We start from the raw sequence: 11,101 nt of genomic DNA, 5'->3' as shown, positions 1-11,101 counted from the left end.
GTCAGTGTTCCCCGTTGTCGGACCGCAGCGCGGCCGGGTTTTCGATGAAGCTTTGCACCACGCGTTCCATCTGCATGAAACGCGACCCTTTCACCAGCACGGTGGTGTCGACCGTGAGTTCGTTTTCGAGCTCGGCCAGCAGTTCCTGGATGCGCTCGAAATGCATCGCCCCGGCACCGAAGGCCGCGACGGTTTCGCGGCTCAGATCCCCCAGCGCCAACAGCCGGTCGATGCCCGCGCCGCGCGCGGCGAGACCGATCTGTGCGTGCATGGCGACGGCATCGGTGCCCAGCTCGCCCATGTCGCCCAGCACCAGCACTTTCCTGCCGGGTTGCTGTGCCAGCACGGCCAGCGCGGCCTTCACCGAATCGGGATTGGCGTTGTAAGTGTCGTCGATGAAAGTGCTCCCGTGCAGCGCCGGCTTTCTTTGCAGACGTCCCTTGACGCCGCCGAAGCCGGACAGGCCGGCAACGATGCTGTGATAGCTGACATCGAGCGCGAATGCGGCTGCAGCAGCGGCCAGTGCGTTCATCACGTTGTGCTCACCCGGCACCTGCAGGTCCACCTCGCATTCGGCGTTGGGCAGCATCAAGGTCAGCACCGAGCCGAAGAGGCTGGGTCGATAATGTCCGCGTACCACCGACGGGTGCCTCAGGCTGAAATCAATGATGCTGCGGTGCGCATTCGTTTCGCGCCACAGCCGGGCATGGTCGTCATCGGCGTTGAACACCGCGATGCCCGCATCCGACAGGCCGCTGAAGATCTCGCCCTTGGCGCGTGCAATGTTTTCGATCGAGCCGAGATAGCCGATGTGCGCGGTCAGCGCGTTATTGACCAGCGCCACATCCGGCCGCGCCAGCCGCGTCAGGTAATCGATTTCGCCGGCATGGTTCATGCCCATTTCCAGCACGGCGTACTGATGCGTGCTGCGCAGGCGCAGCAGCATCTGCGGCAGGCCGATGTCGTTGTTGAGGTTGCCTTCGGTCTGCATCACGGCGGCCTCGCCGCCGGTTTCCACCCGCAGGATGGCCGTCAGCATTTCCTTCACCGTGGTCTTGCCGTTGCTGCCGGTGATGGCGACGACCGGAATCGCGAAACGGCGGCGCCACGCGGCAGCCAGCCGGCCGAGCGCGAGCCGGGTGTCGTCGACGCGCAGGGCGGTCGTGATCTCGGGTGCCTGCGCCGCATCCAGCACCACGCCGACCGCGCCCTGCTGCAAGGCCTGCGCGGCGAAGGCACCGCCGTCAAATTTTTCGCCGCGCAGCGCGATGAACAGATCGCCTGCCCGGATGCTGCGGCTGTCGGTGGAAACGCGCAGCACGTCGGCATCGGGTCCGGTGCAGGGAACGCCGAGCAGGGCGGCGGCTTCGGAGAGTCTGAGGTTCATGTCCATGCGGCCAGCGCCTTTTCTGCCACGGCCACATCCGAGAACGGCAGCCGCTCGCCGGCAATTTCCTGATAGTCCTCGTGACCCTTGCCGGCGATCAGCACGACGTCGCCCTGGTGCGCGCCGCCAATGGCTTCAAAAATGGCGCGCGCGCGGTCCGGCTCGGCATGCACCGGGCCATTGGGTTTGGCGCCCGGCATGCCGGCCAGGATGTCGTCGATGATGTGGCGCGGGTCTTCGCTGCGGGGGTTGTCGCTGGTCACCCAGACTTCGTCCGCGCCGTGCGCCACGGCCTTGCCCATCAGCGGGCGCTTGCCCTTGTCACGGTTGCCGCCGCAACCGAAGACGCAGATCAGGCGTCCGCCGCTGACGATTTCGCGCAGCGTGGCGAGCACTTTTTCCAGTGCATCCGGGGTGTGCGCATAGTCCACCACCACCAGCGGATGCGCGTTGCCGCCCAGTGTCTGCATGCGCCCCGGCGGCGGCGTGATGTGCGCCAGCGCCCGGCAGGCATCGTCCAGTTTCACGCCGGATACCAGCAGCGTGGTGAGCACGGCCAGCAGGTTGGCGGCGTTGAAGCGCCCCAGCAGCGGCGCGTCGAGTTCGGCATTGCCCCAGTCGGTGCGCACCGCGAGGTGCAGGCCGGCCTGCGACAGCTGCAGTTTCTCGCCGATCACGGCGCCGCGCCGGAAACCGTAGCCTGCCACGCGCGTCGGCCGGGTCTCGCCTTCCAGCTGCTGGCCGAAGGCATCGTCGACGTTCAACACTGCCCACTCCAGCCCCGGCCAGTTGAACAGCCGCGCCTTGGCGGCGGCGTAGCGATCCATGTCGCCGTGGTAATCGAGGTGGTCGCGCGACAGGTTGGTCAGCACCGCAACCTTGAATACCGTGCCGTTGACACGCCCTTGCGCGAGTCCGTGTGAGGAGACTTCCATCGCGCACGCGCTTGCACCCTGCTGCCGGTAATGCGCCAGGCGCTGCTGCAGTTCGATCGCGTCCGGCGTGGTATTGAGCGCGGGCGTGAGCGTGCCGGATTTGCCTCCGACTGGGGGAAAGCCGTTGCCGACGGTGCCGACGAGGGCGGTTTTCTGACCCAGCTGCGACAAGGCCTGGGCAATCCAGTGCGCCACCGAAGTCTTGCCGTTGGTACCGGTGATGCCGATCATATGGAGCGCACGCGACGGCTCGCCGTAGACATGTGCGGCGATTTCGCCCATGCGCGCCCGCAGGCCGGCGACGCCGACATTGGGTACGCCGAGCGCGGGATCCCACTGGTAGTGATCGGCTTCCCACAGCACCCCGTCGACGCGCTGCGCCACCGCCTGCGGGATGAAATCGCGACCATCGCGCGCCTCGCCGGGGTAAGCAATAAACACGTTGCCGGGGGCGGCCTTGCGGCTGTCGCCGACGAGCTCGGTCACCGCGATGCCGAGGCGTTCCAGGATATGCGGCACCGACTCGCGGATGCCGGCCGCGCCGAAATCGGACTGGGCCTGTGGGCTCGCCATCACGCGCCCCCCGCCGTGCGCAGCGGATGCTGCGTGATATGCGTCGCGCTTTCCGGTGCGTCGGGCGGCAGCGCCAACTGGCGCAGGCTGGCCGCCATCACCTGGGCGAACACCGGCCCCGCGACGCTGCCGCCGTAATACACACCGCCGGACGGCTCGTCGATCACCACACCGATGATCAGGCGGGGATTGGATGCCGGCGCCATGCCGACAAAGGACGACAGGTAGCGGTCGGGCGCATAGCGGCCGTCGACCAGCTTGTGCGCGGTGCCGGTCTTGCCGGCCACGCGGTAACCCGGCACCCGGGTGCGCATGCCGGTGCCGCCTTCCTGCGTCACCGTTTCCATCATCGCACGCACCTCGCGCGCCACACCGGGCGAAAACACGCGCTCGCCCATGATTTCCTGCGGCTCGCGCTTGAGGAAGGACAGCGGCATCACTTCACCGTCGTTGGCAAACGCCATGTAAGCGCGGGTCAACTGCAACAGGCTGACCGACAGGCCGTAGCCATAGGCCATGGTGGCGTGCTCGACCGGCTTCCAGGTGTCCGCATTGCGCAGGCGGCCGGCCGTCTCGCCGGGAAAGCCCGAGCCCGGCAGTTCGCCGAAGCCGGAACGGTGCAGCACGTCCCAGTATTGTTGCGGGGTCAGCGACATGGCCAGCTTCACCGCGCCGACGTTGCTCGATTTCTGGATGATCTCGCTGACCGTCATCTGCGGATGCGGATGCAGGTCGCGCACCAGCTTGGCGCCGACGCGCCAGGTTTCCGGCGTATCGATCACGCTGCCGGTTTTGTACAGACCGCGCTCCAGCACCGCGGCCGCGACAAAGGGCTTGATGGTGGAGCCCGGCTCGAAGGTATCGATCACCGCGCGGTTGCGCATCGGCCCCGGTTTGTAGTTGCGACGGTTGTTGGGATTGAAGATCGGCTGGTTGGCCAGCGCAAGGATCTCGCCGGTCTTGGCGTCGAGCACCACCACGCTGCCGCCGCGCGCCTTGTTCTTGACGATGGCCGCCGCCAGCTCGCGGTGTGCCAGATACTGGATCTTGAGGTCGAGCGCGAGCGTCAGATTGCCGCCCATCTGCGCGGTCTTGATCGGCGCGAGGTCACGGATGGTGTTGCCGCGCCGGTCGCGCAAAATCTGGCGCTTGCCTTCACGGCCAGCGAGCCAGTCCTGATAGGCGCGCTCGACGCCTTCCTGGCCCAGGTCGTCGACATTGGTGAAGCCCACCACGTGCGCGGCCACTTCACCCGCCGGGTAGTAGCGGCGGAATTCGCGCCGCAGGTGCAGGCCGGGCGCGCCCATCGCGGTGATCCGCGCCGCCTGCTCCGGCGTGACCGGGCGCCGCACGCTGAATTCGCCGCGCGTCTTGCGCGCCAGCGTTTTCGCCAGGTCCTGCGGCTTGACCCCGAGCACCCGGGCCAGCTGGACATGCTGTTCGGCGCTCAGCTTGAGTTCGTCCGGACGCGCCCACAGCGATTCGACCGGGGTGCTGATCGCCAGCAGCTGGCCGTTGCGATCGGCGATCTGTCCGCGGTGCGCAGGCAGGGTCAGATTACGGTTGGACACCGCATCGCCCTTGCCCTGCAAATAAGCGGTGTTGAGGCCCTGCAGATAGAAGGCGCGTGCCGCCACCACCCCCAGGCCGAGCAGCAGCAGGCTGCCCACGGCCGCCATGCGCCAGGGCGCAAGGTTGAGCTTGAGCAGTTTGCGCGAGTGATAGTTCATGGCGCACTCACCGGCTTAGCGGTCTCGCCAGTCTCGAGGTGGATGCGTTCCGGCGGCGGCGCCACCAGGCCCAGTCGGGTGCGCGCAAGCGTGTCGACCCGCGCCGGATTGGCCCAGGTACCTTGTTCCAGCTGCAACTGACCCCACTGCTCGTCCAATACTCGCGCCTCTTTTTTCAGGCGTTCCAGTTCAACAAAATACGTACGTGCACGATGCTGTGACTGGATCACCGCAAGCGCGCACACCACCAGCATCAGCGCCAGCACGACGTTGAGGCGGCTCATACCGCGGCCTCATCGGCGGCCGACTCGATGCCAGCGACCGCATATCGGCCGCTGGCGCCATTAGTCTTGCTGTCGATCCCACTGCGCGAGCCCCTCGCCGGGTGGCTCATCTCGCCCCCGCTTCCGCAGCACTCACGCGTTCTGCCACTCGCAGCACGGCGCTGCGCGCACGCGGGTTGACCGCCACTTCGGCGTCGTTCGCATGCTGCGCGCGGCCCACCAGCTTCAGCCGACCCGGCTTCAGCATCGCGGCCGGGATCGGCAGGCGCCGCGGCGGCTGCTCGCCCATCGCCTCGTCACGCATGAAGCGCTTGACGATGCGGTCTTCCAGCGAATGAAAGCTGATCACCGCAAGCCGCCCACCCGGCTGCAATCTGTCCACGCATTGCGGCAGTACGGCACTCAGTTCTTCCAGTTCGCGGTTGATGTAAATCCGTATAGCCTGGAAGCTGCGGGTCGCCGGGTGCTGCCCCGGTTCATGTCGCTTGACCGTTGCCGCGATGAGCTTCGCCAGTTGCCCAGTGCTGCGGATCGCGTCTTCCTGCCGTGCCGCAACAATCGCGCGCGCAATCGATTTAGCAAACCGCTCTTCCCCGTAGGTGCGGATGACTTCACATATTTCCCCTTCTGCCGCCGTTGCCAGCCAGTCCGCCGCCGACAGCCCGCTTTCCGGGTCCATCCGCATGTCGAGCGGTGCATCGGCGCGAAAGCTGAATCCACGCGCGGCGTCATCGATCTGCGGCGACGACACCCCGATGTCCAGCAAAATTCCGTCAACCTGCGCCACGCCCCGTTCATCGAGCACCGCGCCCAGCGCTGAAAACGCGCGCTTCACCAGCATGAGCCGACCGTCCTGCAATGCCGCGCCAGCGCGGATGGCATCGGGATCGCGATCCAGTGCGATCAACCGACCTGCCGGCCCCAGCTGCGCCAGGATCAGCCGGCTGTGCCCGCCACGCCCGAAGGTGGCGTCGACATACACGCCATCGGGTCTGATCGCCAGCGCCGCTACCGCCTCCTGTGCCAGCACCGGCACATGGGCGGGCGTCATCACAACGTAAAGCCCTCCAGTTCGGGCGGCAGCGCGTCATCGCTGAAGCTAAGCGCCTGTGCCACCTTTTCTTCCCAGCGTGTCTCGTTCCACAACTCCACCTTGCCGCCCTGGCCCACCATCACCACGCTTTTATCGAGCTCGGCAAACTTGCGCAGCATCGGCGGCAGCAGCACGCGGCCTGCGCTGTCCATGTCCATATCGTGCGCATAGCCGACGAGCAATTGCTTGAGACTGCGGGTGCGGGGATTGAAATCGGACAGCCCGTTGAGCTTCTTTTCGATCGGCTCCCATTCGGGCAGGGGATACAGCAGCAGACACTGGCTGGGGTCGGCGGTGATGACGACACGTCCGCCCCCGTTCACCAGCAGGGCGTCGCGATAGCGCGCCGGCACGACGAGCCGGTTCTTGCTATCCAGACTGACTGTTGCGACCCCGCGAAACATGTGCTCCCCCAATATATTGATATGGCCGAATCCGGCCGTGTTTGGCGGGCGCATTCTCCCACAACTTCCCACCATTCACCACTGAGACCCACTATAGGGGATAGTTTTGGGGGGGTCAAGCACGAAGACGTAAAAAAACCCCTATGCCTCAAGGACTTAGGGGTGGTTCAGGGTTGTGGATAAGTTTCTGGAAAAACCGTGGCTTAGCAGCAAATTCTGCCTAATTTTCTAGGTAAAAACGCTAAGTATTTGAATTACATGAAAAGTGGAAAAGTCGGTCGATAAGCCGGGTTCTGTCGTGGACAACCATTCCTCTAGGCCGGCCATTGCTGACCGACTCCAGCCACCTACCCGCAGACTCGGCGAGCCGCGTCATCGTCTGCCTATTTGGTGTTGCTCCGGATGGAGGTTACCGCGTTTCACCGTAACTAAATACGCTCGTCTCTGTGGCCCTATTCCTCGCCTCGCGGCGTCCGGCCGTTAGCCGGCATCCTGCTCTGTGGAGCCCGGACTTTCCTCTCCCGCTTGCGCGGCAGCGGTTGTCTGACCGGCTTTCCCGCTACCGATTATACGCCCCGGCTTGACTGGGGCGGGCGATCTGCTAACTACAAGTAACCGGGCCGGTATGACCCCAATCAGGAGACTCATCATGAGAAGACGTTTGTATTTCATGGTGCCGGACACGCATAGCGCCCGCCGTATTCGCGACGAACTGCTGCTTGCCCGCATCGAAGACAGCCACATCCATGTGATGGCCAAAGACGGCATGCCACTCGAGGGATTACACGAAGCGTCCATCCTGCAAAAAACCGACTTCATCCACGGCGCCGAAACCGGACTCGCGGTCGGCGGCGGACTCGGCATCATCGCCGGACTGGTCGCGGTGTTTTTCCCGCCAGCTGGCGTCGACCTGCAACTCGTCACCATCCTGCTCACCGCGCTGATCGGTGCCGCATTCGGCGCCTGGGTCGCCAGCATGGTGGCCAGCTCGATTCCGAATTCACGGTTGAAGACGTTCGAATCGGCCATCGCGGCCGGCCATGTGCTGATGATGGCGGATGTGCCCGCGGGCCGGGTGGAGGAGATCAAGAAGCTGATCGCCGCGCAGCATCCGGAAGCGATGAACTCCGGCATCGAGCCGACGATTCCGGCCTTCCCCTGAGCAGGCACCGCGCATCGCGCCCGAATCCCTAAATTTCCCCACTCAACCGGGCCTGCGTGCCCGGTTTTTTTATGCGACGACGCGCCAGCGTATCGCCTCGCCGGCGCGCAACGGCACCAATGCCGTGTCGCCAAGCTGGATCTGCTGCGGTGCGGTCCAGCTTTCGCGCCGCAGCGTGATGCACCCGGTATGCCGCGGCAGGCCGTAGAAATCCGCGCCATAGAAACTGGCGAAGGCTTCCAGCCGGTCGAGCGCGCCGGCATCCTCGAACGCCTCGGCGTACAGTTCGATCGCGGCGTGTGCGGAATAAATGCCGGCGCAGCCGCACGCGGTTTCCTTGGCGCCGATCGCATGCGGCGCGGAATCGGTGCCGAGGAAGAACTTGGGGTTGCCGGAAATCGCCGCCGCCACCAGCGCCTGGCGATGCTGTTCGCGCTTCAATACCGGCAGGCAGTACAGGTGCGGGCGGATACCGCCGCGGAACATCGCGTTGCGGTTGTATAGCAGATGGTGCACGGTGATCGTTGCGGCGACGTTGGCCGGCGCCGCCGTGACGAATTCGGCGGCCTGGCGCGTGGTGATGTGCTCGAGCACGATTTTCAGCCGGGGGAAATCGCGCAGCAATCTGACCAGATGGCGTTCGATGAACACCGCCTCGCGGTCGAACACATCGACGTCGGCATCGACCACTTCGCCGTGCAGCAACAGCGGCATGCCGACTTCTTCCATCGCCGAAATCGCCTTGTAGGCCTTGGTCAGGTCAGTGACGCCGGAGTCGGAATTGGTGGTCGCGCCGGCAGGGTAATACTTCACCGCATGGACGAAGCCGCATTCGCCCGCGCGGCGGATTTCCTCGGGCGTCGTGTTGTCGGTGAGATAGAGCGTCATCAGCGGCTCGAACGCCGTGCCCGCTGCAGCGGCCAGCAGGCGCGCGCGATAGGCGGCCGCATCGTCCACGTTCACCACCGGCGGCTTCAGGTTGGGCATCGCAATCGCGCGGCCGAACACGCGCGCGGTATCCGGCAGCACGCTTTGCATCGCGGAGCCGTCGCGGAAGTGGATGTGCCAGTCGTCGGGGCGGGTGATCGTGAGGGTATCGGTCATGCTTCGTCTTGATCGTGTTGAGCTTGCGGCTTGAGTGCCAGGCTCATTTTATAGAGTTCGGCCTTGCTGCGCCCGGTGATCTTTGACGCCAGCCTGGCCGCCAGTGTCGGTGGCAAGTCGCCCAGCAGGATGTCGAGCACGCGCATCGCTTCCGCATCGACCACCGCAGCGGCCGCCGCCGGCGGATGCACGATGACGACGAATTCGCCGCGCACGTGGTTGGGGTCGGACGCCAGCCAGGCCGGAGCCTCGGCAAGAGGCAGCGTAACGATGCTCTCGAAACGCTTGGTCAGTTCGCGCGCCAAGGTCACCCGCCGCGCGCTGTCGAGCACCGCCGCCATGTCGGCCAGCGTCTCCACGATGCGATGCGGCGCTTCGTAGAACACCAGCGCCGCCGGCAGGGCCGCCAGTGTCTGTAGCTGGGCGCGGCGCGCGCCGGACTTGGGCGGCAGAAACCCCTGGAACAGCCATTGCCCGGATTCCACGCCCGCCGCCGACAGTGCCGTAGTCACAGCGGACGCACCGGGAATCGGCACCACGCTCAGCCCTGCGGCCGATACCGCAGCCACCAGCCGCGCGCCGGGGTCGGACACCGCGGGCGTGCCGGCATCGGACACGTAGGCCACCGCCTCCCCGGCGGCGATCCACGCGATCACCTTGTCGGCGGCTTCGCGCTCGTTGTGTTCGCGAATCGACACCATCGGTTTGGAGAGGTTGAAATGCGTAAGCAGCTGCCCGGATACACGGGTGTCTTCGGCTGCCACCCGGTCCACGCATTTCAGCGTGTCGAGCGCACGCAGCGTGATGTCGCCGAGGTTGCCGATCGGCGTGGCGACGACATAGAGCGCGGGCGGCAGGCGGGTATGATGCGGACTTTCACTCATCCCGGCATTGTCGCAGATGTTGAAATCAGTCGTCGGGCAGGCTGCCGAATCGCGTGCCGAAGCCTTCCTGAAAACGCAGGGCCTCACGCTGGTGGCACGCAACTGGCGCTGCCGCTTCGGCGAGATCGATCTCGTCATGCAGGACGGTGCCACGCTGGTGTTCGTCGAGGTGCGACTGCGCAGCCGCAGCGACTTCGGCAGTGCCACCGCCAGCGTGACGCCAGCCAAGCAGAAAAAACTACTCGCCGCCGCGCGACAGTATCTGTCCGCGTTGAAAACGCTGCCGCCCTGCCGTTTCGACGTGATCGCGCTCGACAGCAATGCCGCGCCGCAGTGGATCAGGAACGCCTTCGACGATGTGGGATAATCCGGGCCAACCATGCCTCTACACGACAGAATCCTCGGCCACTTCAAGGCATCCGCGCAGGCCAAGCTGGCCACCGCCGATGCGCTGGCACCGCATATCGAACAGGCCGCCCGCCTGATGGTGCACAGCCTCGCCGAGGGCGGCAAGATTCTCGCCTGCGGCAATGGCGGCTCGGCCGCCGACGCACAGCGCTTTGCCGCCAAGATGGTCAACCGCTTCGAACAGGAACGCCCCGGCCTCGCGGCACTCGCCCTCACGTCCGACCCGTCCACACTGACCTCGATCGCCAACGACTATGCTTACGAGCAGGTGTTTGCGCGGCAGGTGAAGGTGCTGGGGCACGCCGGCGATCTGCTGCTGGCGATTTCCACAAGCGGCAATTCACCCAGCGTATTGCGGGCCGTAGCCGCCGCCCACGCGCGCGGCATGCCGGTGATCGCACTCACCGGGCGCAGCGGCGGCGGGCTGGCGGAACAAATGCAGCATGACGACGTCCTTCTCTGCGTGCCCGCCGAATCCACGGCGCGCATCCAGGAAATTCATCTGCTGGTCATCCATTGCCTGTGCGATGCGGTGGACAGCGTCTTACTAGGAGTCGAAGAATGAACAAACTGACCCAAATCGCGCTGATGGGCGTGGCCCTTTCGCAATTGCACGGATGCGCCGCAATCGTCGTGGGAGGCGCGGCCACCGGTGCGGTGGCCGCCACCGACCGTCGCACCGCCGGCGTCTTTGTCGGCGACCAGGAAATCGAGTTGCGCGCGATGAGTCGCCTTCGCGAGGCCTTGCCGGAAAAAAATGCCCGCATCGCCGTCACCAGCTTCAACCGCCAGGTGCTGCTCACCGGACAGGTTCCGGATGAGGGCGCTCGCGCGCGCGCCACCGAGGCGGTCAAGGGTGTGCCCGATGTGCGTACGGTGTTCAACGAGCTCAGCGTCGCCGGCGTCACCTCGCTGACCTCGACCGCCAACGACACGGCGATCACGGCCAACGTCAAGACCCGTCTGCTGCGCGACGAGCGCGTGCCCGGCACCAAGATCAAGCTCAAGACCGAAGCCGGCGTGGTCTACCTGATGGGGCTGGTGACGCAGGCCGAGGCCGGGATCGCCACCGAGATCGCGCGCACCTCGTCGGGCGTGACCAAGGTCGTCACCCTGTTTGAAATCATCAACTGATGC

General features: G+C 65.5%; 12 protein-coding genes and 1 other RNA gene. 4 read left to right on the top strand and 9 right to left on the bottom strand.

Annotated elements, in window-relative coordinates:
• Nucleotide 1 precedes the first annotated feature (1 nt).
• From murF to rnpB, 7 genes are all read right to left on the bottom strand, one after another.
• Nucleotides 2-1,393, bottom strand: a complete 1,392-nt coding sequence (gene murF, locus Q8R61_RS08265) for a UDP-N-acetylmuramoyl-tripeptide--D-alanyl-D-alanine ligase (RefSeq protein WP_305536111.1) — start codon at nt 1,391-1,393, stop codon at nt 2-4.
• A complete protein-coding gene (locus Q8R61_RS08260; protein WP_305536109.1) occupies nt 1,384-2,895 on the bottom strand; it encodes a UDP-N-acetylmuramoyl-L-alanyl-D-glutamate--2,6-diaminopimelate ligase in 1,512 nt (503 codons plus the stop codon). The genes murF and Q8R61_RS08260 overlap by 10 nt, the downstream gene beginning before the upstream one ends.
• Entirely contained in the window at nt 2,895-4,625 is a 1,731-nt protein-coding gene (locus Q8R61_RS08255; RefSeq protein ID WP_305536107.1) for a penicillin-binding protein 2, read from the bottom strand. Before Q8R61_RS08255 ends, Q8R61_RS08260 begins: the two co-directional genes overlap by 1 nt.
• A complete protein-coding gene (gene ftsL, locus Q8R61_RS08250) occupies nt 4,622-4,909 on the bottom strand; it encodes a cell division protein FtsL (protein WP_305536105.1) in 288 nt (95 codons plus the stop codon). Before ftsL ends, Q8R61_RS08255 begins: the two co-directional genes overlap by 4 nt.
• A gap of 106 nt (nt 4,910-5,015) precedes the next feature.
• The gene (gene rsmH / locus Q8R61_RS08245; protein WP_305536717.1) at nt 5,016-5,960 is read right to left on the bottom strand and encodes a 16S rRNA (cytosine(1402)-N(4))-methyltransferase RsmH; all 945 of its coding nucleotides are present in this window, start codon (nt 5,958-5,960) and stop codon (nt 5,016-5,018) included.
• Nucleotides 5,960-6,406 (bottom strand): division/cell wall cluster transcriptional repressor MraZ, encoded by a 447-nt coding sequence (mraZ, locus tag Q8R61_RS08240; RefSeq protein WP_305536103.1) that lies wholly within the window; start codon nt 6,404-6,406, stop codon nt 5,960-5,962. Before mraZ ends, rsmH begins: the two co-directional genes overlap by 1 nt.
• Nucleotides 6,407-6,672: 266 nt before the next feature.
• Nucleotides 6,673-6,961, bottom strand: an RNA gene (rnpB, locus tag Q8R61_RS08235) — RNase P RNA component class A.
• A 94-nt stretch (nt 6,962-7,055) separates the two neighbouring features.
• On the opposite strand from rnpB, the gene Q8R61_RS08230 reads away from it, so the two are divergent.
• Complete coding sequence (locus Q8R61_RS08230; protein ID WP_305536101.1) at nt 7,056-7,568, top strand: DUF1269 domain-containing protein; 513 nt, start codon at nt 7,056-7,058, stop codon at nt 7,566-7,568.
• A 69-nt stretch (nt 7,569-7,637) separates the two neighbouring features.
• Here the strand turns inward: Q8R61_RS08230 and pyrC are convergent, their stop codons facing one another.
• Nucleotides 7,638-8,672, bottom strand: coding sequence for a dihydroorotase (gene pyrC, locus Q8R61_RS08225; protein WP_305536099.1), 1,035 nt, complete (start codon nt 8,670-8,672; stop codon nt 7,638-7,640).
• Nucleotides 8,669-9,556, bottom strand: coding sequence for a 16S rRNA (cytidine(1402)-2'-O)-methyltransferase (gene rsmI, locus Q8R61_RS08220; RefSeq protein WP_305536097.1), 888 nt, complete (start codon nt 9,554-9,556; stop codon nt 8,669-8,671). Before rsmI ends, pyrC begins: the two co-directional genes overlap by 4 nt.
• 16 nt (nt 9,557-9,572) lie before the next feature.
• Here rsmI and Q8R61_RS08215 point away from each other — a divergent pair, with 16 nt between their 5' ends.
• Genes Q8R61_RS08215 through Q8R61_RS08205 form a run of 3 tightly spaced genes read left to right on the top strand, consistent with a single transcriptional unit; the run spans nt 9,573 to nt 11,098 of the window.
• Nucleotides 9,573-9,923, top strand: a complete 351-nt coding sequence (locus Q8R61_RS08215) for a YraN family protein (RefSeq protein WP_305536095.1) — start codon at nt 9,573-9,575, stop codon at nt 9,921-9,923.
• Between the two features lie 12 nt (nt 9,924-9,935).
• Nucleotides 9,936-10,529, top strand: a complete 594-nt coding sequence (locus Q8R61_RS08210; RefSeq protein WP_305536093.1) for a phosphoheptose isomerase — start codon at nt 9,936-9,938, stop codon at nt 10,527-10,529.
• On the top strand, nt 10,526-11,098 hold the full coding sequence (locus Q8R61_RS08205; RefSeq protein WP_305536091.1) for a BON domain-containing protein: 573 nt from the start codon (nt 10,526-10,528) through the stop codon (nt 11,096-11,098). Before Q8R61_RS08210 ends, Q8R61_RS08205 begins: the two co-directional genes overlap by 4 nt.
• Nucleotides 11,099-11,101: the final 3 nt, after the last annotated feature.

The sequence above is a fragment of the Thiobacillus sp. genome, from assembly GCF_030696885.1.
Classification (GTDB): domain Bacteria; phylum Pseudomonadota; class Gammaproteobacteria; order Burkholderiales; family Thiobacillaceae; genus Thiobacillus.
This window is presented reverse-complemented; position numbering and strand designations above follow the sequence as displayed.

What these genes read in the sequence shown, in the direction of transcription:
- murF (WP_305536111.1), bottom strand. Translation starts at nt 1,393, where the DNA reads ATGGACATGAACCTCAGACTCTCCGAAGCCGCCGCCCTGCTCGGCGTT.
- Q8R61_RS08205 (WP_305536091.1), top strand. Translation starts at nt 10,526, where the DNA reads ATGAACAAACTGACCCAAATCGCGCTGATGGGCGTGGCCCTTTCGCAA.
- rsmH (WP_305536717.1), bottom strand. Translation starts at nt 5,960, where the DNA reads ATGACGCCCGCCCATGTGCCGGTGCTGGCACAGGAGGCGGTAGCGGCG.
- pyrC (WP_305536099.1), bottom strand. Translation starts at nt 8,672, where the DNA reads ATGACCGATACCCTCACGATCACCCGCCCCGACGACTGGCACATCCAC.
- Q8R61_RS08260 (WP_305536109.1), bottom strand. Translation starts at nt 2,895, where the DNA reads ATGGCGAGCCCACAGGCCCAGTCCGATTTCGGCGCGGCCGGCATCCGC.
- Q8R61_RS08230 (WP_305536101.1), top strand. Translation starts at nt 7,056, where the DNA reads ATGAGAAGACGTTTGTATTTCATGGTGCCGGACACGCATAGCGCCCGC.
- Q8R61_RS08210 (WP_305536093.1), top strand. Translation starts at nt 9,936, where the DNA reads ATGCCTCTACACGACAGAATCCTCGGCCACTTCAAGGCATCCGCGCAG.
- mraZ (WP_305536103.1), bottom strand. Translation starts at nt 6,406, where the DNA reads ATGTTTCGCGGGGTCGCAACAGTCAGTCTGGATAGCAAGAACCGGCTC.
- Q8R61_RS08255 (WP_305536107.1), bottom strand. Translation starts at nt 4,625, where the DNA reads ATGAACTATCACTCGCGCAAACTGCTCAAGCTCAACCTTGCGCCCTGG.
- ftsL (WP_305536105.1), bottom strand. Translation starts at nt 4,909, where the DNA reads ATGAGCCGCCTCAACGTCGTGCTGGCGCTGATGCTGGTGGTGTGCGCG.
- rsmI (WP_305536097.1), bottom strand. Translation starts at nt 9,556, where the DNA reads ATGAGTGAAAGTCCGCATCATACCCGCCTGCCGCCCGCGCTCTATGTC.
- Q8R61_RS08215 (WP_305536095.1), top strand. Translation starts at nt 9,573, where the DNA reads ATGTTGAAATCAGTCGTCGGGCAGGCTGCCGAATCGCGTGCCGAAGCC.